A 24982-nucleotide genomic window follows, 5' to 3' on the forward strand; every position below is an offset into this window, starting at 1 on the left:
ATGAGTCACAGACCTTTTTTTTCGATTGTCATGCCGATTTACAATGCCGAGCCCTATCTGGTAGAGGCTTTGGAGGCTGTATTTGGGCAGACCAACCAAGACTTTGAATTGATAGCGGTCGATGATGGGTCAGATGATGGTAGTATGGCGATTGTCACGGATTTTCAGAAGCGGTATGAGAAGCAGATAATCTTGATTCAAAGTCCTCATCAGGGGTCGTTAGTTGCACGTGCCATAGGAATGGAAAGAGCTAGAGGAAACTACATCCTCTGTATTGACGCTGACGATAAGATGAGAAGTGACTATCTTGAGGGGGTCTTTCAGCGGATACAGAAGACGGGTACGGATCTAGTGTTGACAAATTATTCAATCAAAGCTGATTTTTCAAGGAAAAAAAGACCTTGTCTCTTTCCAACAGATGAGATTTTAGACCCTAAGCAAGTGTTAGAAGCTTTTTTTAGTAAAGGGAATCTGATGACACTGTGGACTAAAGTCTTTCACCGTTCGCTTTGCCCACCTACTGATTTTTACAAGGACTTGCCTGACTTTCGAACAGGTACGGATGCCGTTGTTTCTGCTTATGTGATGGAGCATGCTCAGAAACCACTTTCTATTGACGAAGCCTATTATTTTTATCGACAGGTTCCAAATAGTTTGAGTAATACACTGGACACATATTTTTTTGACTCAAAAGTGGAACTAGAGCTTTATTTTCAAGAAAAGTATAAAAAACTTGGTGATGTTGTAAAGTCCAGCATGGTTCGTCGAGTGAGCTGGTTTTCCGCTCTCTATCTTTCAGCGGCGAAGAATTATCTTGATTTTTTGAAACGATTAAGGCATGTGCGTTCCTCTGCTGTCTTTCAGCAGAGCTTGGCTTATCTGGAGTTTGATGCAGTCACTCCTCAGCAACGTCGCTGGTTTACGGTTCATTGTTACCCTATTTTAGCGTCAGTAGCGTATCTCACTACCTACCTATCAAGAATGTGGAGAAGGTTATTTTGAAAATGAGTCACAGACCTTTTTTTTCGATCAATATTCCTGTTTACAATGGCGAAGATTATCTGGAACAGGCTCTAGAATCCTGTCGTTATCAGACTTTTCAAGATTTTGAGATTGTTTTGGTGGATGATTGTTCGACAGATAGGACGGTTGCTATCAGTCAAGAGTATCAGGATAAGTTGGATCAGCCCTTGCGTATCCTTTCTCATGCGTTCAATAAAGGGGAGCTGGCATCTCGTTTGACAGGTTATCAAGCTTCAAGAGGTCGCTATATCGTCAGTCTTGACCATGATGACCTCCTTCGCAAGGACTGTCTGGAGCAGATTCATAACTTAGTAGTAGAGACCCATGCCGATATGGTGTTATATAATTTTTCAGAGCAGGCAGATTTTGAGCTGGCCTGTAAGGACTTTCCTTTTACGTCGTCTGAGAGGATTGCTAAAAAAGACTTGCTCTCATGGTATTACAGTCAGTATGGGTCTGCCATGTGGTACAAGGCTTTTAAACGTGAGTTAGCTCCTACAGTAGAGGAATGTGGCGAGCATAATCCAACTATATTTGGAGATGTCTTGCCTACGATTGTCCTCTTTGAAAAATGTCAGTCGCCCTATTATCTTGGGGAAAATCTTTATTTTCATCGGATATACGAGGAGAGCAAGTTTATGTCACTTACGCTAGCCAAGCGTTACCAGATTAGGAGCTATCTCAATGCTCTTCTTTTTGAGCGGTTACAGGCTTATCCTTTGGAAGAGAGAAATATTTATCAACAATCTCTGCGAGAAGTCGCCCTTCGCAATCAGGTGAAGTTGCTGAAAAAAGGCTTACGAAGCAGTGGAAGTTACACTGAAAAATATCTATTTTTAAAACAATTAGGTCAATCTCCTTACTTTCAAGAGAGTGTTGACTATCTTGATACGATGCCTATTTTTCACCGCTATAAAAAGCTGGTGAAGCTCGTTGCCAAACACCACTATCATCTTGCGATAGGGTATCATTGGTATGCTAGAAAGATATGGAAGTTGAGAAAACAAAGATGAAAAAAAAGATTTTTAGAACGGTTTTAACCTCCTATCTTTCTCAACTGGTTGGGATTGTATTTGGCTTAATTGCTCCGGGGTTGATTATCAGTCATTTTGGATCAGATTTGAGAGGCTTGGGGGTTACCTTGTCTGCCTATCTGGGTTATTTTGCTGCCTTTGACTCTAGCGTTCCGACCATTGTTCAGGCTCAGCTTTACAAACCTTTGGCGGATAAGGACTATAAGAAAGTCAATACGATTTTGAGTTCTGCGGAGCAGTTTTTCAGGCGGCAGGGGTTGATGTTTGTACTGTATGCTCTTTTGGTTGGGATTGGTTTGCCCTTTATTATCCAGATGCCGTTTGACCGCTGGACCATACTTGTATTGACCCTTATTTCAGCATTCGGTACGTTTGTAGAGTATATGTTTCGCCGCAAGCATCGGATGTTGCTTCGGGCAGATGGGAAGTCTTATGTCTCGATGAGCATAGGTATTGGGATACGGGTCGTGACGCAGCTTTCTGTGATTGTGGCTGTAACAGCAGGAATTTCCTATCTTGGCTATAAGAGCTTGATGGCTGGACTTGGCTTGTTAACTCCTATCCTAATTTGGCTGTATGTGAAGCGACACTATCCTTTTCTCAAGAATGAATCGACAGAAGTTATCCCTTTGAAAAATAACCCTCTGGCGGTCATTGACCATATCCTTTATACCACTCGAAACTCCAGTGCTATTTTTATTATTTCGTATTTCAATGGGCTAGCACTGGTGTCCGTTTTTACGCTCTATACGAGATTTGTCTCCATGTTTAGCAGTCTAGCAATCACGGCTTTTAATAATCTGGACTTTGTTTTGGGGCATCAGTTAGCCACGAAGTCAATCGAGGAAACTCGGAAGAGTTACCAGCATCAGGTCTATCTCTGGCATAATTGGTTTGTCTATATCTATACAGTGGCGGCCTGTCTCTTCATGGCATTTTTATCTCACTATGCGAGAAAATTTTCAGGAGCAGACTATGTACAACCTCTCTTTGCCTATGTTTACCTTGTGGCTGACTTTTTACAAAATGCACGGACGATGTCTTCCTACGCTTTTAAGGCGGCAGGGCATTGGGAAAGGAATCGAAAGAGTTTTATTTTTGAGTCTATAGTGCTCATCGTCTTGTCTCTTGTTTTGTTTTTATCCGTTGGTCTGGTGGGCTTGGCGGTAGCAGCAGTCGTTGCCAATTTATACCGCCTGTTTTACAATAATCACTATCTGAGCCGAGAGATACTCTATATAGATGGAAAAAAATCTTCTCTGATGAGTGTTGGCGGTGCTTTGTTTATCGTGGTGGTAGGCTTGTCTTTTCAATTTCTATATCCATTTCAGGTCACGAGCTATCTCGATTTTATCCTTCCAGGGCTTGCGGCACTTGTCTATGTATCCGTACTCTTATTTGTCTGTAACTGGGTCTTGAGTCAGGAATTTCGACAACTGACGAAAAAACTTGTAGCAAGAGTATTCGGGTAACAGTGTTCTTAAATGAAACATTTTTTAAATAAATATCGCAACAAATTCACGATTTGATTGTTTTCGTCACAAATAGTATAATAGATTTTATCAATCATGTTAGGAGATAGATGTGATGAAACAATTTTCATTAGCAGTTTTAGCTAGTACATTACTAAACAAACGTCGTCAAGACAGCCTATCACAGCAAGATATAGCTGATAGGACAGGCATCAATCGCTCTGTCATCAGTCGTATTGAGCAGGGAGAACATACTCCCAGTCTAGCTCAGTTGGAGTTGCTGGCTCAGGCATTGGCATGTGATGTGACGGATTTTTATGTGGAGAAAAAGAAGGAGCGAGACCTCCCTTCTCGGGCGAAGATTGCAGTGGCTGGGACTGGTTATGTCGGCCTCTCCTTGGCTGTCCTGCTGGCACAATACCATGATGTCACCGCAGTAGATGTCGTGGAGGAAAAGGTGGCCCTTCTACAGGCTGGTCGTTCTCCCATCCAGGATGACTATATTAAAGCCTATCTGGCTGAAAAGGACTTGGGCTTGACAGCGACCTTGGATGCTGAGACGGCCTATGCTGAAGCAGAATTTGTCGTGATTGCTGCTCCGACAAACTACGATAGTGCGAAAAATTATTTTGATACGAGTCATGTCGAGGCGGTGATTTCCCTTGTTAGGGCTGTCAACCCACAGGCGGTTATGGTCATCAAGTCAACAGTGCCAGTTGGTTTTACCCAGCGGATGCGCGAACAGTTCCAAACGGATCGTATCCTCTTTAGTCCAGAGTTTTTGAGAGAATCAAAAGCACTATACGATAATCTCTATCCATCACGCATTATCGTATCTTGCGAAGCTACAGACAGTGAAGAGGTTCAGGAGCTTTCTAGCCAGTTTGCTGATTTACTTGCTCATGCAGCCTTGAATGATGCGCCACTGCTACAGATGGGTGCGACAGAAGCTGAAGCGGTGAAGCTTTTTGCCAATACCTATCTAGCGCTTCGTGTGTCGTATTTTAATGAACTGGATACCTACGCAGAGTTGAAGGGGTTGGATACTCAGGATATTATTACTGGTATCGGTTTGGATCCACGGATTGGTCAGCACTATAACAATCCGTCATTTGGCTATGGTGGGTACTGCTTGCCCAAAGATACCAAGCAGTTACTTGCCAATTACGATGACGTCCCACAAAACATGATGTCTGCCATTGTCGAAGCCAATCGGACAAGAAAGGATTTTATCGCTGATCAGGTGTTGAAGATGGCTGGTTACTATGATTACACTGACCATGGAAGCTATAATCAGGAGAATGAGAAGGACTTGGTGATTGGGATTTACCGCCTGACCATGAAGAGTCAGTCGGATAATTTCAGACAGAGTGCCATTCAAGGCGTGATGAAGCGGATAAAAGCCAAGGGGGCACAGGTCATTGTCTATGAGCCGACCTTGGAAAATGGTAGCCGCTTTTTTGGCTCTAAGGTGGTCAATCATCTAGCCAGCTTTAAAAAGAAAAGCCATGCCATCATCGCTAACCGCTACGATGCTGTTTTAGATGATGTAGCAGATAAGGTGTACACTAGAGATATTTTTAGGAGAGATTAGATGAAAAAGATAAAAGAATGGGGAGGTAGCTTCTGCGCCAATCCTTACCCTATTACGCTGTTCTTACTTGCCCTTGTATTATTTGTCTTACAATGGTCCTATCCAGTCATTATGGACGATAAGTGGTGGCTAGATAAGCCATTCAGTCTGGACTTTATGGTCGAGCGCTACCAGATATGGTCAAATCGTTTGGTGATTGAAGGTTTTGCCTTGGTGTTTAGTCACCTCCCTAAACTCTTCCGTTTGTTCAATAGTCTCGTCTTTGTTGGCTTACTGGATATCATACTTGCCAATAGCTTGGGAAGGAAAGTCAAGTACCTTTTTCTTCTCTTGGGGTTCTTTGCTCTACTTCCGATATCGATGTTTTTAATCCCTGGCTTGATGATGACCAATCTAAACTACCTATGGCCGGTAACAGCAGGCCTAGCAAGTTTTCTTCTCTATCGTAGCTACCAAGAAAGAAAAGATAACAAACCATATATATATATATGGTTATGAGTATCTTACTACTCTTTGCTACGAATCACGAGCAAGTAGCAGTAGTTTTTCTAGCCATTTGGGGCTATGAATGGTGGAGGCAAAAAGGTCTACCGCCATTTGGTTGGGTTTTGTTCATCCTCACAGGGTGCAATCTTATCTTTGCCCTTTTGTCACCGGGGATATCCGTTCGAGCTATTGAGCAAGCAAATAAATACTTTCCTGAGTTTTTTCATTTAACCTTGTGGGATAAGACATTATTAGGCTTGTCTCATGTTGGAAAGACGCTTTTGTATAATATCAATCATCTCTTTGTTGTCTTTTTGTTGCTCTTGGTCTTAAATCTTTTCCTGACACCTCTGGCTAAAAAGCAGTTGTTCCCTTTCTTGATTTTTATACCTTTTATGGCTCTGTTGTCCCTTGGTCAGCTCTTTATGAAGGTCGGTAATTCTTTGGGAATCTTACAAGATTTATTTGCTTATCCTAAATTTTATGCCGGAAAGGTTAAAACGCTTCCTGGTTGGCTGACACAGGAAGTATCTGCTTTGTTTGTAGTAGCTATCATTTGTCTGCTCTGCTTGATTGCCTACGCCCTTTATCTGGTCTTTAGACGGTTGGACTTGGTTTATTTTTGGTTTGTAGCTGTGGCAAGTCTAGCTATGGTTGGTTTTTCTGGAACTATTTTTACATCAGGGGATCGTATCTCCTTTATCTTGGCACTCTACCTCATCTACCTGTCGTGTTTGCTTGTCTCTAGGTTGATGGATATAAAAAGAAAACATCTCACTATTCAGAAAGGAAGTCTATGATGTTAGATAAGATTCAGAAAATCATTCCGCCTAGATGGGCGAGTTTGCTATCGCTGTCAGCCTTTTTCATGCTGACAGTCACTCATCGTACCCCCTTAGCTCTATTGGTGATGTTGGGAGCGATAGCGACTGCATACACACATATATATATATATATATAACAGAAGAGAATGGGCTTGGGTCAATCTATGATTGGTCTCGCTATGCGACTTATCTCCCTCTAGCAGTCTTGATTGCAGGAGGTATGGAGACAAAACTTTTTGGTGGGATGGGGATTAGCTTTATCACCACTAACATTCTTCGGATTCTTGCTATTCCGATTATTGCTCAGGTTTTGTCACATTTTCATAGACTGCTTGTCAATTGGTGGCAGGGTCTATCATGTGAAGAAGTGACCAAGAAGAAGTGGGTCTTTTCGGCGAAAACAAGCTTTGCCATCCTGTTTGGCATTTATCTCCTTGGGATTAGTGCTCTTTTGAGAGCAAATGTCTACTATAATGATGATCAAAGGCGATTTTTTAGAGGTAATCGAGGTTGGGATGATTGGAGTCGCTTTTTTACGGAGAGAAGCTCCATTTACTTTTTTGGGGGTAAGTTTGTGGTTGATGTCTCTCCCTATAGTCAGATACTGGCAGTCGCTATCCTAGCTCTTGTTGGTATCCTCCTATTAGGCCTGCTTTATAAGCGTAAGGCATTTACGATTTGGGAAGTAGTAGCACTTGTACCTTTGGGATTAAATCCTTTTTTCATCGTCAATCTTAGCTATAAATTTGATGCTCCTTTTATGGCTTTCTCTCTTCTGGCTGCGGTTTTTCCGCTTGTCTTTCGTTTTGCGAGTGCTAGATGGTATGTTCTGGCTTGTTTTTTGGGGAGTTTGCTCGTCCTGACATCCTACCAGGCTTCTTTTGGGATTTTTCCCATGCTAGTCATCCTATTGCTCCTGAGAATGTGGCAGGAGAAGGGCTGGCATAAGGAGTTAGGTGGTTTCTTATGGCAGTCTTTGCTAGGTTATGGAGCTGGTGCCCTGTACTTCTATCTAGTTGTCATGATTGCTCCTCGTAGAGATTATCCTGATGTAAGTATTCCTGCTCTATCGGAGATTCCTGAGTTTCTCCTAAAAAACTATACAGCTTATTTTACCAAGGTATGGAATGGCTTTACTCCTTTATGGCTTATGTCCACTTTGGTTATTTTAGGAAGTTTCCTAGTGTACTTTATTAGTAAAATGCGAAATCTTCTTGGATTTGGGCTTTCTCTTGTCTCACTTGTCCTGATGTTGCTCCTCTCCTTTAGCTTTTATCCCATACTAGTAAAACCTCTGACAGAGTATCGTGCCATGTATGGTCTAGTAGTTGTTATTGTCCTCTGTGGCTTGGTTTTAGTAGAGCAGGGGCAGCGATCCATTCTTCGTCTACCGATTCTTGTTCTTTCCTATAGCTTTTTTGTCTATGCTCTGGTCTATGGAAATGCTCTAGCGACTATTGATGACTATAGAAAATTCCGTCTTCAGTTGGTCTATGAGGATTTGAGTCACTTACCACAGGTTAAGAATAAAGAGACAGTAGATGTATATTTTCCTGGAAAGATTCCTGCGCCACCGTCCTTAAAAAAGCAGTTTCTTGCCTACCCAATGTTAGCAATCAGTCATAATGAGTATTGGGATCGTAGAAAGCTGAGTCACTTGCCTACTGTGCAAACAATTTATGAGATACCCGACAAGCTACTTCCTACATTAACCCATCTTCCTATGCTAGTAGACACATACTACCACACTATCTATGGGGATGATAAGATGATTTACATTCGCTTGAAGGAAGATGGAAAGCTGATTGAATGATAAATGAGAAGGAGATTGCATGTCCGCAAAAGAAAACAATAAAAAAATAGTAGCAGGGGGGGGGTAATCCTGTTCCTGCTAATCGTCCTTGGATTGAGTTTCTATCCGAGTTTTACAGCTGATACGTATATTCATTTTAATCGCACATGGATGGAAAGTGCCATCAACATGTCTCGTAGAAATGGTCGTCCCTTTACTTCTTTATTCTTTATCCTGATGGGGAGTCTGCATCAAGCACCAGAACTCTATTTGCTTATCTCAAGTTGTTTAGCGCTTTGTTTTCTGGGCTTGTCTGTGTGGTGTTTAGCGAGATTGTTTGAAAAGACTGAGGTAGCTTCCTCTTTGATGGCTCCTTTTTTATCATTGATCATCTTGGTCAATCCCTTTATCATCAGCTATTTTTTATATGTCGAACGTGGTATTATGATGTTTGCTGTATTGATGGCTATTCTTGCCACTTATATACGGATTTGCAAGCCAGTCACGCACTGGCTCCTGGTTTCTATCGTTTTAGCGACAGTATCCATGCTCACCTACCAGTCCTTTACTTCCTTGTACTTGATGCTTTGCCTGTGTTTTGCGGTGGAAAAGCGAGATGTTAAGGCTGCCATTCGTAGCTTTCTCATCTCCTCTATCCCTTTTGTCGTGAGTGGTCTTATTTCACTTCTTTATCTAAAGTTTTTCGGTATTGGGCGTTTTGATCTTGAAAATCTCGGACTACTTGCTCGAATGCTACGATTTTTAAAAACTTTAATCAAATCATATATTTTAGGTTTCAACATTGGTCCCGATGGTTTTATCCTTATTTCCCTTTTGCTTGCCATTGGCTATCTCCTTTGGAGAGTGAAACGACAACAAAAAGGAACGACAGCTGAGAAGACGAGAGCGAAGCTTATCTTGCTGGCTCTTCCTTTATTGTTTCTTTTGCCATGTGCCCTAAGTTTGGTTGCAAAAACTGGTTCAGGTGCTCGGTCTACGTATTCGGCTGCTTGTTCGGTTGGTCTATTCTTATTATTGGCTAGACTAGACTTCAAAAAGGCTAAGCTAGTCAAAGGTACACTAGTCACCCTCTATCTAGCAGTCCTTTCGCTGACATTTAACAAAATATTTTTACAACAGATAGTCGTCACCCAGTTGGACCAAAACCGTATGCAGGTGGTACAGCAAATGGTTCGTGACTATGAGGAGAAGACACAGGTAAAAGTTACCAAGAGGGCAACTTATACAGATGCACATCCTCAGCTGGACAATCAATATACAGACTTTATAGATAGTCATTCGGGAATACTTAACACGGGGAATTTAGTGAAAAGCCCTGTTACAAATCTCTTACCGTTTTCAATCTATACGTATATGACAGGGGAAAATCTTGAACGAGTAGAAAGAGATTCCGCTATAAAAGCCTATTTTAAAAGCAAGGACTGGTCAACCTTCTCACCAGACCAAATCATCATCAAAGGTGATACCATTCATATGGCGGTGTATTGAAAAGGTCCTCTATTTTAGAAAAAAGAAAAAATTTAGGCTAGAAGATGGAAAAAAGACAAATATCTCGATTGATGTTTGTCTTCATTCTGAAAGTTGTTAGTAATGTCATTCTAGCGACTTTGTCTTTGATTTGAGAATACTTCCTACGAGGTGCTTCTCTGCATATGTAGAGTATTTTTGGGTCAACAATTGGTCTACCTTTGAGATTTTTATATATCCAAGATGATGACGAAGTCTTGGTTTATCAATAGTCTTGAAACTTATTTTAACGTAAATAAAACTGTAGTGGGTAGATGAAAAGTTAACACCTAGAGGCTGGGCAAAAAGCCCAGCTCCACTAGTCAGAGTTCGTGTCAACATCTCAGCGCAGTGGTTGATTGGCTTTAACAGTCTGGGAGACTGTTAAAGGTGGGAGATAGGATTTGCTTTGCAAATCTCAGCACTTCGTGTTTCACACTCCAAATCTGACCTCTACGACTGATACGAACAGAGTTCGCTTCATTTCCAACCTCCAACAGTCAGAGTAGTGACTGTTGGAGCGCGGAAATAAAACAAACGAAGTTTGTGTCAAAATAGTCCAGTGGACTATTTTAGCCCAAACCTAAATGTTTGGAAGTGAGGGGAGCTCTTCTATGAATGGCTGAGTTCTTTCCCACTCCCTTTCTTTATCTCTTTCCTATTTTCAGGAGATAAGCTGAAAAGGGCTATCCCCAGCCCTTTTCACTATTCAAGGCAATCAAAATCGAATAAAGAAGTGGTATAAGACTGAGGAGATAATCTTTGGTTTTATATGGCTTCTTTTTTTGCAAGATTTTACGAATAGATAGGTGAGGAGGAAATTATGTATCAAATTGAATTTAAAGAAGAGGCCATTCTACCTAGAGAACGTTTAGTAGAAGTTGGAGCTGAGCGTCTCAGTAATCAGGAACTACTAGCAATTTTTATTAGAACTGGGACAAAAAAAGAACCTGTTTCTATTCTCTCCAATAAATTATTGAATCGTTTGGAGAGTTTAGCGGCTCTAAGAGAACTATCAATTGAAGAATTGCAAAGTTTGACTGGCATTGGGCGCGTCAAGGCGATTGAAATTAAGGCTATGATTGAACTTGGAAAACGTATCAATCAATCAGAGCTACTCTTAAATGAGAGAATTTTGGGAAGTGAGAAGTTGGGACGTAAGATGATTCATGAAATCGGGCATAAGAAGCAGGAGCATCTAGTTGCACTTTATCTCAATACCCAGAACCAGATTATCAGTCAAAAAACGATTTTTATTGGGAGTGTTAATCGTAGTATTGCAGAACCACGTGAAATTTTGCATTACGCAGTAAAATGTATGGCAACATCGATTATCATCGTTCACAACCACCCGTCGGGTTCAGTACAACCTAGTAGGAATGATTTGCTATTTACGGAGAATTTAAAAGAGTCCTGCGAAAAGCTAGGACTGGTATTATTAGATCATTTAATTGTTGGAAACAAGGATTACTATTCTTTTAGAGAAGAAAGTGAGTTATTTTAAAGTTTATTGACAATATAGTGGAAGAGGTCTTTTTCAATCTCACGTTTACCGTAGAGTAGTTCAGGATGCCATTGAACCCCTAAAAATTTAGTTGGGTAGGCTGAATGAACTGCTTCAATAATCTGTTGATTATCTGATAGTGCAATGATTTCTAAGTCAGGCGCTAAGTCTTTGATAGCCTGACGGTGAAATGAGTTCACACTCGGATCGGACTCATATATGTCGTAAAGTGGACTATTTTGAGTCAGTTGAATCGTTTGACTGACTTCTTGTCCGTCTATGTCTTGCCAATGGTCAGAAATTGATTGATGAAGGCTACCACCTTGAGCTACATTGTAGAGCTGTAGACCTCGGCAGATACCGAAGATAGGTTTCTGATCTTCCTGGGCAGCCCTTATGAGGGCCAATTCAAACTCGTCACGCTTTGGTAGATAATTATCGCTGTCAATAGTTCTTTCTTCGTGATAGTAACTTGGCTGGACATTTTGTCCTCCTGTTAGGATGAGTTTGTCAATAAGATGGATATAATATTTTGCCAAATCTGGCTCTGTAGCTGGAAGGATGAGTGGGAGCCCACCAGCATCTTCAATAGCTTGTACGAGGCAAGTCTGGGTATAAGAAAGCAGGGGTTCTGTATGATCCCCTGTTTTATATTCATTTCCAGAAATACCAATAACTGGTTTTTTCATTGCTTATCCTTTTCGCATAAAGTAGAGTAGTGTCTGTAATTCACTAGTCAAATCAACATACTGGACAACGACATCTTTTGGGACAGACAAGTTAACTGGTGAAAAGCTCAGAATTCCCTTGACACCAGCTTCAACAAGAATATCGGTCACTTCTTGTGCCTTGACGCTGGGTACCGTTAGAATGGCTGTCTGAGAGTTTGCTTCGCTGATACGTTCCTTGATTTCTGAGATTGAATGGATTGGGATATTTTCATCTGTCGTTCCAACAGCTGGATTATCATCTGCTTCAAAAGCCATGACTATTTTCATTTTATTTCGTTCGTGGAAGCGATAGTGTAGCAAGGCCCGCCCCATATTCCCGACTCCAACAAGCATAACATTGGTGATGGAGGTATCATTTAGAATATCCGCAAAGAAATCCATCAACTCTTTGACATTGTAGCCAAAGCCACGACGACCAAGCTCTCCAAAATAGGAAAAATCTCGGCGGACGGTAGCTGAATCGATTCCGATAGCTTCGGCAATTTCTTTTGAACTAGCTTTTTCAATATTTCCTGCATAGAAACGTTTAAAAATGCGATAATAGAGGGATAGACGTTTGGCAGTAGCGCGTGGAATATCAGATTTTTTATCGTTTTTCACTTTAGACTCCTTTATTTCGATAGAATACGCTTTATCGATTATTTATATATTAAACAGTTCTTTATTCTATTCTAGTCCAAGTTTGTGAAAAAATCAACAGATTGATTTTAAAAAAAGATTAAACAGGAAACTGTCTAATCTAGTGTTTGTAAATAGCGATAGAGATCTCCGATTGTCCCTTTGTAATCCAGAGCTTGTCCGTCTTGTGTAATGCTGGTAACTGGATAATAGTCTGGGAGGGTTAAGCAACCGGCAAAAGCCAGAATGGCTGCATCCTTATTCTCAAATGTTTGGATACGTTCTTGCTTGTAAGCGTCAAGATAGTGAATTTCAATCATACTAAGCCTCTTTTGTAAAGATGTCACGGTCAATCAAGCTATCCATGAGGAAATAGAATTTTTCTTGGATAACCTTGTTACTTTCTGGCTTAAAAATGTTTACCAGATGAAGACCAGACTTGTCGGTAATATTAATTTTAAAACCAGTTAGGTCTTGGTTGATAATAATTTTCAAGAGGAATCCTTGGTTTGAATTTGGAATTTCTTCCAGAAGACGTGTAAGCTGATAGTGACCTGCTTTGGTTTGTTCAAAGGTGTTATCACGGAGTGTATATTTTTTGATAGCAGGGCTAATGTGATAAGTAAAATTACAATCTTTTAAGGTAACTGATTGTTGGAATGCCATTTTAACCTCCAAGTATTTTCTTTAGTTCGATGATAAGAGTATCTATCTCTTCTTTTGTATTGATTTCAGATAGGCTGATACGAATGGATTCTTTCAGACGAAGGGAGTCTTTTCCATACATAGCTTCTAAAACATGGCTATTTTGGACAACACCTGCCGTACATGCGGAACCGCTAGAAACAGCAATACCTGCTAAATCTAGTTGCATGAGTAGTTGTTCATTAAGTTTACCAGGAAAACCGATATTAAGGACATGAGGGAGATGAGGTCCAGCCTGATTGAGATAATAGTCTAAGCCAGACAATCCCTCGATAATATGTTGTCGCAGTTCACTGACATGCTTATGATGCGTATCTAAGGACTCATATTGTTCTGTTAGGGCAGTCGCCATAGCAGCAATAGCAGGGAGATTCTCAGTACCTGCTCGATGTTGCTGTTCCTGCTTTCCGCCGTGGATCAAGGAATCAAATTTATGAACTTTACTATACAGGAATCCCATCCCCTTTGGACCATGGAATTTATGGGCAGAGGCCGCGAGCAAGTCAATTCCGTAGTCAGAGGGAGAAATTGCAATTTTTCCAATTGCTTGGACAGCATCTACATGAAAGACGGCCTGATGATCGGCTAGGAGCTCTCCAATTTCCTTGATGGGAAATAGCTGACCGGTCTCATTGTTAGCAAACATGACGCTGACTAAAATAGTATCTGGCCGAAGGGCATCCTGAATTTGTTGAGCGGTGATTACTTGGTTGACTGGTTGGATATAGGTTACCTCGAACCCAAACCGATCCTCTAGATACTGCATGGTATGGAGGACAGCATGGTGTTCGATAGCCGTAGTAATCAGGTGTTTTCCTTTGGATTGATGTGCAAGTGCATAGCCTTGAATAGCTAAAGTATCAGCTTCGGAGCCTCCAGATGTGAAAATAATTTGTTCGGGAGAGGCGGAGAGAATCTGAGCAATCTCTTGACGACTTTGTCTAAGACGTTGATTGGCTTTCCGACCGCTTTGATGAATACTGGAGGGATTTCCATAATTTTCTTGAGCCACTTCCATCATCCGTTGGAGTGCAGTAGGAGATAGAGCAGTGGTTGCTGCATTATCTAAATAAATCAAAGAGTTACTCCTAGTTTTCTTTTTCGGGACTAGTAAATTTGAAAAGTGGGCTGAGTGGCTGATGTTCTTGGATGCGGTGGATGGCATCTGCAATCAAGTCACTAGCTGTTAGGAAGGCGATATTTTTAGGATGCTGTTCTTTGCTTGCAACAGAATCGGTAACTAATATTTCTTTGATTGGTGCTTCATCTAAGAGTTGGGCTGCAGTTCCTGCAAAGAGACCGTGGCTGGCAACTGCATAAATTTCAGTAGCACCACCTTCTTGGACAATTTTTGAAGCTTGCGAGAAAGTGCGACCAGTATTGAGAATATCGTCCACCAAAATAGCTTTTTTACCAGCAACATCACCGATAATATAGCCTTCAGAACGCTCAGAATCATCTTGAGCGTAGTCGATAATCGCAATCGGTGCATTTAGAAATTCAGCGATATTACGCGCGCGTTTGATACCAGAATTTTTAGGACTCACAATGACGACATCTTCTCCGCAGAGTCCTTTTTCCATGTAGTAGGCCGCAAAAAGTGGTTCTGTAAGGAGATTGTCTACTGGAATATCAAAGAAACCTTGAATTTGTGAAGCGTGCAAATCAAGAGTCAATACACGGTCGACACCAGCTTTAACCAGCATATTTGCAACTAATTTAGCTGTAATTGGTTCGCGTGGAGAAGCGGTACGGTCCTGACGAGCATAGCCGAAATAAGGGATAACCGCTGTAATGGTGTTGGCACTAGCACGTTTACAAGCATCGATCATAATCAATAATTCCCACAAGTGATTATTAACCGGATAGCTTGTTGATTGGATAATGTAGACGTCTACGCCACGTACAGATTCTTCAATGTTAATTTGAATCTCACCATCAGAAAACTGGCGAGAAGACAGCTTTCCAAGAGGAATTCCAGCAGAATCAGCAATTTTTTCAGCAATATCACGGTTGCTATTGAGTGAGAATAATTTAATGTTATGTTCACCGAGTGGTTGTACCATTTTAAAGTAACTCCTTTTACACACTGAGCTTTTATGATGACATAAAAGTATTTTTACAATAGATAGTTCTATTCTATCAAAAAAATGAAAAATTTTCAGTAGTGAAACTAAAAAATCAACCTTATTTGGCTGATTTTTTATAGTTATTTCATGTAGGCAGCTGTTCGTGCGACCTTACTACTAGCATATTTGAATTGAATTGATTTCTTCTTAAGGAATTCATCAAAAAGAATTTTCCCTGCATCTGCATCGGTCACTTCAACTTCTAATTCGTAATCTTTTTGTCCCACATAATCATTTTCATCGAGGGCCATAAGACCTATAGATGTCTGTTTCTCATAGCGTTTTGTCGTAAGGCTTCCCCAGACAGCAAGTTTATCAAGTGGAATTTCGGTTGCAGAAATAATGTCAGAAATTTGTCCTGCGGGTAGTTGAAAATTTTCCAGTAAATGATGAGCAGTTTGGATGTCTAGAACTTGGTTATATTCTTGATTTCCGACTTCTTGTGGAATTTTTAAGGTTAGTTCTGCTGAGTCCTCAAATGTACGAATACGGAGTGAAAAGCGGTGATTCTTCATATCTAGGTCTGGGGTATCAATGTAGTGGTTTGTTTGAAGAATTGGGCTCACATCTGAAAAGTCAGTAAGCAGGCGTTTGTATTCGGATTTGGTCAGTAAGGTTTTATACTCAATTTCAAGGTGGTTTTTCATGCAGTAAACCCTTTCAATGTGTTATAATAGAATAGTCTTTGTGTTATTCTAATACAATTTAAAAGTTTTGACAAGAAAGGGGCCGTATGGACTTTAACTGGGAAGAATTTTTAGACCCCTATATTCAGACAGTTGGTGAATTGAAAATCAAACTGCGGGGGATTCGCAAGCAGTATCGCAAGGCTAATCGGCATTCTCCAATTGAGTTTGTCACAGGACGGGTAAAACCGATTGAATCCATTAAAGAAAAAATGGCCCTGCGACATATCAAATTGGAAAATCTTGCTCAAGATATGCAAGATATTGCCGGTCTTCGGATTATGGTTCAATTTGTGGACGACATTGAAGAAGTATTAGCTATTTTGCGGAAACGCAAGGATATGCAAATTGTGCATGAACGGGATTATATCAATAATATGAAAGCCTCTGGCTACCGTTCATATCATGTGGTGATTGAGTATCCTGTGGATACTATAAATGGCAACGAGACGGTTCTGGCAGAAATCCAGATTCGAACCCTTTCCATGAATTTCTGGGCTACAATTGAACATTCTCTGAATTATAAATATAAGGGGAATTTTCCAGAAGAAATCAAGAAACGCTTGGAAGTTACAGCAAAAATTGCCTATGAATTAGATGAGGAGATGCGAAAAATCCGCAACGACATTCAAGAAGCGCAGGCCTTATTTGATCCTGCCTATCGCAAACTGAATGACGGTGTGGGCAACAGTGATGATACAGATGAAGAATATAGGTAGAAAAAAAATCGCTCTGCTCGCTAGTCGAAATCCTAAGAGTGAAGCGGTGTCCAAAGAATTATGGACAAAGTTAAAAGAAGCAAATTTTATTTTGACTCCTAAAAATCCAGATATTGTCATTTCTATCGGTGGAGATGGGATGCTTTTATCTGCTTTTCACAAATATGAAAAGTTGATTGATCGTGTACGTTTTGTAGGAATTCACACGGGTCATTTGGGGTTTTATACAGATTATCGCGATTTTGAAGTGGACAAGCTGATTGAAAATCTTAAGCTTGATACAGGTGCTAGAGTATCGTATCCGATTTTAAATGTTAAGGTCAAGATGACAGATGGTCGCATTGTCGAGGCGCGTGCCTTAAATGAGGCGACAGTAAAACGTCTTTCTAAGACCATGGTCGCAGATATTATTATTAACAATGTGCCCTTCGAACGCTTCAGAGGGGATGGAATTTCGGTTTCAACGCCGACAGGCTCAACAGCCTATAACAAGTCATTAGGTGGTGCTGTTTTACATCCAACAATCGAGGCATTGCAGATTGCAGAAGTGGCAAGTTTGAACAATCGTGTTTACCGCACCTTGGGTTCATCCGTTGTTGTCCCTAAAAAAGACAAGATTGTGATTGAACCAAAGCATAGTGACCGTTACTCGATTGCGGTAGACAATAAGACTTTTGTCTATGATAGTATTGAAAGTATAGAGTATCAGATAGACAATAGTAAGATTCATTTTGTTGCAACACCGAGTCATACTAGTTTTTGGAATCGGGTTAAGGACGCCTTTATTGGAGAGGTGGAGTAATGCGGTTTGAATTCATAGCTGACCAGCATACGAAAATTAAAACGTTTTTGAAAAAACATGGTGTCTCTAAAGGCCTATTAGCGAAGATTAAGTACACTGGTGGCAATATTTGGGTTAATGACATCGAGCGCAATGCAACTTACTTGCTAGATATTGGAGATAGGGTTACAATTGACATACCAGCTGAGGAGGATTTAACGGGAAGTTTGAAACCGATTTCCTTTCCGCTGGATATTGTCTATGAAGATGATCATTTTCTTGCTATTAACAAGCCTGTTGGTTATGCTTCTATTCCGTCAGCCCTGCATTCCTCTACTATTGCTAATTTTGTGAAAGGCTACCTTGTGGAGCAAGATTACGAAAATAAGCAGGTTCATATTGTGACTCGTCTGGATAGGGATACATCAGGCGTCATGCTGTTTGCCAAGCACGGCTACGCTCATGCACGACTCGATAAGCAGTTACAGGCCAAGCTTATTCATAAACGTTATTATGCTTTGGTGAAGGGGAATGGGCAGCTAGAAGAGACAGGGGATATTATTGCCCCTATCGGTCGTCCAGAAGACAGCATCATTACCCGTTGTGTGACAAAGAATGGAAAATATGCTCATACTTCCTATCGTGTTGTGCAATCGTGGGGAGATATTCATTTAGTAGATATTCAACTACATACTGGACGGACTCATCAGATTCGTGTTCATTTTTCTCACATTGGATTTCCATTGTTAGGAGATGATATGTATGGTGGAAGTTTAGAATGTGGGATAGAACGTCAAGCCTTGCATTGTCATAATTTGGCTTTCGACAATCCTTTTACAGCCGAAAGGATTGATTTGGAAGCACCGCTTCCTGAGGATTTTCAGGCTGTCATCAATCAGTTAATAAGTAAATAAATTTAAGGAGTTTGTTCATGAAAATTTTTGAGCAATTAGCTACAAAGCTAGATGGTAAAAAAGTACGTATCGTATTGCCAGAAGGTGAAGAACCACGTATCTTGCAAGCGACAAAACGTTTGGTAAATGAGTCGGATGTAGTACCCGTCTTGCTTGGAAACCCAGATCGTATTAAGATTTACCTTGATATCGAAGGGATTACAGAAGGTTTTGAAATTATTGACCCAGCTCATTATGATAGATATGATGAGATGGTAGCTGCTTTGGTAGAGCGCCGTAAAGGTAAGGTATCAGAAGAGCAGGCACATGAGTTGTTGAAAGATGTTAACTACTTTGGTGTTATGTTGGTATATATGGGCGTAGTAGAAGGTATGGTATCTGGTGCGATTCATTCAACCGCTTCAACAGTTCGTCCAGCTCTTCAAATCATTAAAACAGAGCCAGGTGTATCGAAAACATCAGGTGCCTTCTTGATGGTAAAAGGTGAAGAGCGTTATATTTTTGGTGACTGTGCTATCAACATTGATCCAGATGCTCAAACCTTGGCAGAAATCGCTATCAACTCAGCACGTACTGCTAAAATGTTTGGTATCGATCCAAAAGTTGCAATGCTTAGCTATTCTACAAAAGGCTCTGGTGCTGGTCCTAAAGTTGATAAGGTGGTTGAAGCAACTAAAATTGCTCAAAAATTGCGTCCTGAGTTGGATTTGGACGGTGAATTGCAATTTGATGCTGCCTTTGTTCCTACCACAGGTAAATTAAAAGCCCCAGGTTCGAGTGTTGCTGGTCAAGCGACTGTATTTATCTTCCCAGGTATCTCAGCTGGTAATATTGGTTATAAAATTGCCGAACGTATGGGTGGATTTGCAGCGGTAGGTCCTGTTTTACAAGGTTTGAATCAGCCTGTAAACGACTTGTCTCGTGGTTGTAACCCTGATGATGTTTACAACTTGACCTTGATTACTGCGGTTCAGGCTTTGGAGCACCGTTAATATGAAATTTTTATCACGATATTTTAAGGACTATATTAAGGAATCCATATTAGGTCCAGTTTTTAAACTATTGGAAGCTTGTTTTGAGCTTTTGGTACCATTAATTATCGCCTATATCGTTGATACAATTATTCCAAATGGCAGCCAGGGAAACCTGGTTGCTATGCTTTTTTTACTGGTTGGTCTAGCATGTATTGGAATTATTGTTTCACTGATAGCGCAATATTATTCAGCTAAAGCAGCGGTTGGAGTGACTAAGGAGCTGACGAATGACTTGTATCAGAAGGTTCTTTCCCTTCCCAAGTCTAGCCGAGATATTCTTTCCTCATCCAGTTTGCTGACACGATTGACTAGCGACACTTTACAAATTCAAACGGGTATTAATACTTTTCTTCGTTTGTTTTTACGTGCTCCAATTGTCGTATTTGGTTCGCTCATCATGGCATTCTATATTAGCCCAAGTCTATCTGCCTATTTTCTAGGAATGATTATCTTATTGATTTTTATAGTGACAGTCATTTCTGTTATGACCAGCCGTATTTATCAATCGATGCGAAAAGAATTAGATGGTTTGGTGGGGCAGGTACGTGAGACAGTGACTGGTTGGCGAGTGATTCGTGCATTTGGACAAAGAGAGCGGGAAATTAAGGCTTTTCAAGGCATAAATCAGATTTATAAGAAGCAACAGTTGCAAGCTGGTTTTTGGTCTAGTCTTTTATCGCCATTGACATTTTTAGTGGTCAACGGCACCTTGCTCATTCTCATCTGGCAGGGAAATATAGCCATTTCACACAATTTGTTAGAACAGGGGATGTTGGTCGCTCTTATCAACTACCTTCTTCAAATTTTAGTCGAATTGGTCAAGATGATTATGGTCGTGTCTACTCTCAACCAGACCTATATTTCAGCGCAACGTATTCAAGAGGTTTTTGACCAAACATCTGAGGATGTAGAGTCTAGTTTGCCAAAAGTGGTTAGTGAGGATAAGGAAATCATCTTTTCTGTGCGTCATCTTTCCTTTTCTTATCCAAAATCTGCTGAGGAGTCCCTGTCTGACATTGCTTTTGACTTGCGTAAGGGACAGTTTATGGGAATTATCGGGGGAACTGGGTCAGGTAAGTCCACCCTAGTAGATTTATTGCAGGCACTCTATTCAGTGTCAACAAATCAGCTCTCTCTCTTCATTGATGGAAAAAGTCCTAAGAATTTAAAAGAGTGGCGGCAGCGAATTGCCATCGTTCCGCAACAGGCTCAGCTTTTTGCTGGAACTATACGTTCTAATCTATCTTTAGGATTGGAAGAAATATCTGATAGTGACCTATGGTCTGCATTAGAAATTGCACAGGCTAAATCTTTCATAGAGGATAAAGGTGGTTTGGATAGCCCTGTCGAAGCCTTTGGGAAGAATTTTTCTGGTGGACAGCGTCAACGTTTGACCATTGCACGCGCTATTTTACAGAAAGCACCGATTTTAATCTTGGATGATGCGACCTCTGCTCTGGATTATTTGACGGAGAGTCGGTTATTAGTGGCTATTCGCCAGGAATTACCAGGTCAGAACTTAATCATGGTGTCACAAAGAACCAATAGTTTACGGACAGCTGATCAGATTTTAGTCTTGGAACAAGGGCGTCAAGTTGGACTTGGTCGCCATGAGGACTTGCTGAGAAGCTCTGCTATTTATCAAGAAATTCACCAATCGCAACAACAAGGAGAGGAGGATAGCTATGAGACAATCTAGTTTTAAGGAACTGGTCAGATTGGTTTTACACCAGCCCCTTCGACTGTCCTTGATGTTGGTGGGAACTTTGGTGCAAGTCCTTCTGACAGTTTATCTGCCTATCTTGATTGGTCAGGCAGTTGATGCAGTATTGATAGCAAATGGTCAGGTCTTGCTCGGTATCTTAGGCAAAATGGCGATGGTTATCTTGCTTAATACGCTGGTGCAATGGTACTTACCTTTGGTAACCAATCACTTGGTTTATGGAATGGTGGCCGACTTGCGTGAACAGGTCTATGTTAAGCTGCACCAGATGCCCCTATCTTATCTGGATCGTCAATCAGTCGGTGATTTGGTGGCTCGTTTTTCAAGTGATAGTGAGCAATTAACAAATGGTCTCTTGATGATTTTTAATCAATTTTTCATTGGTATCTTGACCATTTTCTTAACCATTTTCACTATGGCTAGGCTTGACTTGACCATGATGTTGGTTGTTGTTGCCCTGACTCCGGTTTCTCTACTTGTGGCACGCTATATCGCTAAGAAATCCTATGGTTATTATCGAAAGCAAACTCAGGCACGTGGGAGGCAATCTCAGCTTTTGGAAGAGTCCATCAGTCAATTGACACTGGTTCAATCTTTCAATGCTCAAGAGCAATTTACGCAAGGTTTTCAAGTTGTGAATGATCAGTATGCGACCTATTCTCAACAGGCTATCTTTGCCTCTTCAACGGTCAATCCAAGTACGCGGTTTATCAATGCTATTATTTATGCCTTACTTGCAGGACTTGGAGCGCTGAGAATTATGGCAGGAAATTTTACAGTGGGCTCTCTGACAACTTTTCTCAATTATGCTAGTCAGTACAGCAAGCCTTTTAATGATATTTCCTCGGTCCTATCGGAATTGCAGAGCGCCTTAGCTTGTGCAGACAGGCTGTTTGCTATCTTGGCTCTAGATAGCATTGACGATCAGGCTGAGCGGAAAATTGACTCTGAGGAGTTGAAGGGAGCTATTTCCTTTGATAATGTGTCTTTCTCCTATAGATCTGACCGTTCTTTGATAGAACATCTGGACATTGATGTCAAAGCTGGACAAAAAGTAGCCATTGTTGGACCTACTGGTGCTGGTAAATCAACCATGATTAACCTTCTTATGCGTTTCTACGATGTGACGGCTGGTCAGATTGTCTTAGATGGGGTTCCGATTAGCCAATACAGTCGTGAGGATCTTCGCAGACAGATTGGGATGGTTTTACAGGAGACATGGATCAAATCTGGTACCATTCATGATAATATTGCCTATGGCTATCCAAATGCCACGCGGGAATTGGTCATTGAGGCGGCTAAGGCAGCTAATGCAGACTTCTTTATTCGTCAGCTTCCGCAGGGCTACGATACAGTTTTGGTAGATGGAGGAGAAGGCTTATCTCAGGGACAACGTCAGCTTTTGTCTATTGCGCGTGTCTTTGTCAAGATACCTAAAATCCTGATTTTAGATGAGGCGACTTCCTCTATTGATACACGGACAGAAATTTTAGTACAGGAAGCATTTGCCAAATTGATGGAAGGACGGACCAGTTTTATTATTGCTCATCGCCTATCAACCATTCAATCAGCTGACTTGATTTTGGTCATGGTGGATGGAAAAATTGTTGAACAAGGGAATCATGAAGCGTTGATGGCTGAACAAGGTGTTTATTATCAAATGCAAACAAGTCAGCAGACAGAGGAGGATGAAAGTGTTAGATAAATTAAACTTACAACCGATTACGGTTTTAGATGACTATCAAGCTACAATGCTCAATGAGAAAGAGGTGCTACTGACTACAAAGGTGACTGAAAAGTCTCTCAATCCATACGGTATGGCACATGGAGGCTTTCTTTTCACATTGGCAGATTCAGTTGCAGGTCTGACAACGGTAGCAAGTGGTTCTTATTCTGTCACCCTACAGTCCAATATCCATTATATGAAGGCAGCTAAACTTGGTGATACCTTATCAGTAATAGGCTCTTGCACCCATGATGGAAGTAGAACAAAGGTCGTCGAAGTTAAGATAGAAAACCAAGATAAACAGCTACTTGCTTCAGCAAGTTTTACCATGTTTGTAACAGGAAAAGTAGAATAAAACTCTTCGAACATCAAAAGCAGACAGTCTTGGCTAGATTTAGAGAAACAAATTCGTTCGCTCTATTTCCAACCTCCAAAGGTTCCCCAAACCTTTGTAGAAACGAACTTCATTCGCTCAATCTCCAACCTCCAAAGGTTCCCCAAACCTTTGGAGCTAGTTTGATTTTGATTATAAACGATATAAGGGAGTTGGCAAAAGCTGGCTCCCGTACTTTGTGTTATACTAGATGTATGTTAGATTTGAAAGAATATGGAATTGAAATGTGGCCGGAGGAAAAGATTCAAGCTTTTCGCAAGGCACTCTTAGATTGGTATGATGCTAATAAACGTGACTTGCCTTGGAGACGGACCAAGGATCCGTATGCTATATGGGTTTCTGAAATCATGCTTCAACAAACAAGAGTAGACACGGTCATTCCTTATTATGAACGTTTTCTCCATCACTTGCCTACGATTAGTGATTTAGCACAAGCACCAGAGGAGGTCATTCTCAAACTCTGGGAAGGATTGGGCTATTATTCGCGCGTGCGGAATATGCAAAAGGCGGCTCAGCAAATGGTAGAAGATTTTGATGGGCAATTTCCGACCACGCATGCAGCCATTTCAAGCCTAAAGGGCATTGGACCCTATACTGCTGGAGCAATTTCCAGTATTGCTTTTAATTTGCCAGAACCAGCGGTAGATGGCAATGTGATGCGGGTTCTCAGCCGCTTGTTTGAGGTTGATTATGATATTGGTCTTCCTGCCAATCGTAAGATTTTCCAAGCGATGATGGAGCTATTGATTGATCCAGAGCGACCGGGTGATTTCAACCAAGCCCTGATGGATCTGGGATCGGATATTGAAGCGCCAGTTAATCCACGTCCCCAGGACAGCCCAGTTAAAGCCTTTAGCGCAGCCTACTTAAACGGTACAATGGATAAGTATCCAATCAAAGCACCAAAGAAAAAGCCGATTCCCGTGGCCTACCAGGGATTTCTCATCAGAAATAAAGACAATCAATTTTTATTGGAAAAAAATAATGAAGCAGGTCTTCTATCGGGTTTTTGGTCTTTTCCGCTTTTGGAAAAAGGAGCAATCGTTGAAAAACAAGTCTCTCTCTTTGAAGTTGCAGAAGAAGTTGTTCAGCCAGATATTCGGCAGAGCTTTACGGAACTTTATGGTCTGACTGTTGATTGGCAAGAGCAAGAATTTGGCATCGTCCAGCACATTTTTAGTCACCGCAAATGGCAGATAGAAATGGTAGAAGGTGTGGCAGAAACACTTAACCTTCCAGAATCAAAAGAATTGAAATGGGTTTCTGTAGAAGATTTTCCTACCTACCCATTTGCTAAGCCGCAACAAAAAATGTGGGAAAACTTTATCAAGGAAAAAGAAAAGCAAAAAAGTTGACTTTGGAGCACATAATTATTTGAAAGCGTTTTATAATAGTGGTATAATCTAATTGAAAAAAGGAAATAGTTAGTTAAGATGTTGAACGCCATCTGAATTGTTGAAAGGAGTTCTTTAGCGTTCGTAGAAGTGTATATACTATTAGCCATCTTTCTCTAATAAAAAGAGAGGGATGCTAGTAGGGGAAAAGTCCGTTATCCCTGTTTTATAT

At 40.9% G+C, this 24982-nt stretch carries 24 protein-coding genes; 17 read left to right on the forward strand and 7 right to left on the reverse strand.

Annotated features, from left to right (window positions below):
- The 9 genes from PHA78_RS04450 (at position 1) to radC (ending at position 11256) form a co-directional block, all read left to right on the forward strand.
- A complete protein-coding gene (locus PHA78_RS04450; protein ID WP_272158486.1) occupies positions 1–1002 on the forward strand; it encodes a glycosyltransferase family 2 protein in 1002 nt (333 codons plus the stop codon).
- 2 nt (positions 1003–1004) lie between these two features.
- Positions 1005–2036 carry a glycosyltransferase family 2 protein gene (locus tag PHA78_RS04455; protein ID WP_272158487.1) on the forward strand — a complete coding sequence of 344 codons (1032 nt, stop codon included), beginning with the start codon at positions 1005–1007 and terminating at the stop codon, positions 2034–2036.
- Complete coding sequence (locus PHA78_RS04460) at positions 2033–3529, forward strand: hypothetical protein (RefSeq protein ID WP_272158488.1); 1497 nt, start codon at positions 2033–2035, stop codon at positions 3527–3529. The genes PHA78_RS04455 and PHA78_RS04460 overlap by 4 nt, the downstream gene beginning before the upstream one ends.
- A 115-nt stretch (positions 3530–3644) precedes the next feature.
- Entirely contained in the window at positions 3645–5123 is a 1479-nt protein-coding gene (locus tag PHA78_RS04465; RefSeq protein WP_272158489.1) for a nucleotide sugar dehydrogenase, read from the forward strand.
- Complete coding sequence (locus PHA78_RS04470; RefSeq protein ID WP_272158490.1) at positions 5124–5621, forward strand: DUF6056 family protein; 498 nt, start codon at positions 5124–5126, stop codon at positions 5619–5621.
- Positions 5618–6409 (forward strand): hypothetical protein, encoded by a 792-nt coding sequence (locus PHA78_RS04475; RefSeq protein ID WP_142350778.1) that lies wholly within the window; start codon positions 5618–5620, stop codon positions 6407–6409. Before PHA78_RS04470 ends, PHA78_RS04475 begins: the two co-directional genes overlap by 4 nt.
- Positions 6410–6653: 244 nt before the next feature.
- Positions 6654–8246 carry a glucosyltransferase domain-containing protein gene (locus tag PHA78_RS04480; protein ID WP_272158492.1) on the forward strand — a complete coding sequence of 531 codons (1593 nt, stop codon included), beginning with the start codon at positions 6654–6656 and terminating at the stop codon, positions 8244–8246.
- A 93-nt stretch (positions 8247–8339) separates the two neighbouring features.
- Entirely contained in the window at positions 8340–9734 is a 1395-nt protein-coding gene (locus tag PHA78_RS04485; protein ID WP_099808974.1) for a glucosyltransferase domain-containing protein, read from the forward strand.
- 841 nt (positions 9735–10575) lie between these two features.
- Positions 10576–11256 (forward strand): RadC family protein, encoded by a 681-nt coding sequence (radC, locus tag PHA78_RS04490; protein ID WP_002935253.1) that lies wholly within the window; start codon positions 10576–10578, stop codon positions 11254–11256.
- Here radC and PHA78_RS04495 read toward each other — a convergent pair.
- The 7 genes from PHA78_RS04495 to PHA78_RS04525 all read right to left on the reverse strand — a co-directional run bounded on the left by PHA78_RS04495 (position 11253) and on the right by PHA78_RS04525 (position 16086).
- Positions 11253–11945, reverse strand: a complete 693-nt coding sequence (locus tag PHA78_RS04495) for a gamma-glutamyl-gamma-aminobutyrate hydrolase family protein (RefSeq protein WP_002940744.1) — start codon at positions 11943–11945, stop codon at positions 11253–11255. The two genes, radC and PHA78_RS04495, sit on opposite strands and share 4 nt — an antisense overlap.
- 3 nt (positions 11946–11948) lie before the next feature.
- Entirely contained in the window at positions 11949–12587 is a 639-nt protein-coding gene (locus tag PHA78_RS04500; protein ID WP_172049024.1) for a redox-sensing transcriptional repressor Rex, read from the reverse strand.
- Between the two features lie 134 nt (positions 12588–12721).
- A complete protein-coding gene (locus tag PHA78_RS04505) occupies positions 12722–12925 on the reverse strand; it encodes a DUF4649 family protein (protein ID WP_002940737.1) in 204 nt (67 codons plus the stop codon).
- A 1-nt stretch (position 12926) separates the two neighbouring features.
- Positions 12927–13271 carry a DUF1831 domain-containing protein gene (locus PHA78_RS04510; RefSeq protein ID WP_002940732.1) on the reverse strand — a complete coding sequence of 115 codons (345 nt, stop codon included), beginning with the start codon at positions 13269–13271 and terminating at the stop codon, positions 12927–12929.
- A 1-nt stretch (position 13272) separates the two neighbouring features.
- Positions 13273–14388, reverse strand: coding sequence for a cysteine desulfurase family protein (locus PHA78_RS04515; RefSeq protein ID WP_272158493.1), 1116 nt, complete (start codon positions 14386–14388; stop codon positions 13273–13275).
- 10 nt (positions 14389–14398) lie between these two features.
- Positions 14399–15376: a ribose-phosphate diphosphokinase gene (locus tag PHA78_RS04520; RefSeq protein ID WP_012775438.1), complete on the reverse strand. Its 978-nt coding sequence runs from the start codon at positions 15374–15376 to the stop codon at positions 14399–14401.
- A gap of 143 nt (positions 15377–15519) precedes the next feature.
- Positions 15520–16086, reverse strand: a complete 567-nt coding sequence (locus PHA78_RS04525) for a CYTH domain-containing protein (protein ID WP_024378698.1) — start codon at positions 16084–16086, stop codon at positions 15520–15522.
- A gap of 86 nt (positions 16087–16172) precedes the next feature.
- On the opposite strand from PHA78_RS04525, the gene PHA78_RS04530 reads away from it, so the two are divergent.
- The 8 genes from PHA78_RS04530 to mutY all read left to right on the forward strand — a co-directional run bounded on the left by PHA78_RS04530 (position 16173) and on the right by mutY (position 24771).
- On the forward strand, positions 16173–16844 hold the full coding sequence (locus PHA78_RS04530; RefSeq protein WP_002935242.1) for a GTP pyrophosphokinase: 672 nt from the start codon (positions 16173–16175) through the stop codon (positions 16842–16844).
- Complete coding sequence (locus PHA78_RS04535) at positions 16828–17646, forward strand: NAD kinase (RefSeq protein ID WP_024378697.1); 819 nt, start codon at positions 16828–16830, stop codon at positions 17644–17646. The genes PHA78_RS04530 and PHA78_RS04535 overlap by 17 nt, the downstream gene beginning before the upstream one ends.
- Positions 17646–18539 carry an RluA family pseudouridine synthase gene (locus PHA78_RS04540; protein WP_024378696.1) on the forward strand — a complete coding sequence of 298 codons (894 nt, stop codon included), beginning with the start codon at positions 17646–17648 and terminating at the stop codon, positions 18537–18539. The genes PHA78_RS04535 and PHA78_RS04540 overlap by 1 nt, the downstream gene beginning before the upstream one ends.
- 17 nt (positions 18540–18556) lie before the next feature.
- A complete protein-coding gene (gene pta, locus PHA78_RS04545) occupies positions 18557–19531 on the forward strand; it encodes a phosphate acetyltransferase (RefSeq protein WP_105129499.1) in 975 nt (324 codons plus the stop codon).
- Between the two features lies 1 nt (position 19532).
- Positions 19533–21272: an ABC transporter ATP-binding protein gene (locus PHA78_RS04550; protein WP_024376573.1), complete on the forward strand. Its 1740-nt coding sequence runs from the start codon at positions 19533–19535 to the stop codon at positions 21270–21272.
- The gene (locus PHA78_RS04555; RefSeq protein ID WP_272158494.1) at positions 21259–23001 is read left to right on the forward strand and encodes an ABC transporter ATP-binding protein; all 1743 of its coding nucleotides are present in this window, start codon (positions 21259–21261) and stop codon (positions 22999–23001) included. Before PHA78_RS04550 ends, PHA78_RS04555 begins: the two co-directional genes overlap by 14 nt.
- Positions 22985–23377: a PaaI family thioesterase gene (locus tag PHA78_RS04560; RefSeq protein WP_029694686.1), complete on the forward strand. Its 393-nt coding sequence runs from the start codon at positions 22985–22987 to the stop codon at positions 23375–23377. Before PHA78_RS04555 ends, PHA78_RS04560 begins: the two co-directional genes overlap by 17 nt.
- 233 nt (positions 23378–23610) lie before the next feature.
- The gene (gene mutY / locus PHA78_RS04565; protein WP_272158495.1) at positions 23611–24771 is read left to right on the forward strand and encodes an A/G-specific adenine glycosylase; all 1161 of its coding nucleotides are present in this window, start codon (positions 23611–23613) and stop codon (positions 24769–24771) included.
- Positions 24772–24982 lie beyond the last annotated feature (211 nt).

Origin of the sequence: Streptococcus sp. HN38, assembly GCF_028335765.1 — a bacterium.
GTDB lineage: Bacteria > Bacillota > Bacilli > Lactobacillales > Streptococcaceae > Streptococcus > Streptococcus suis_P.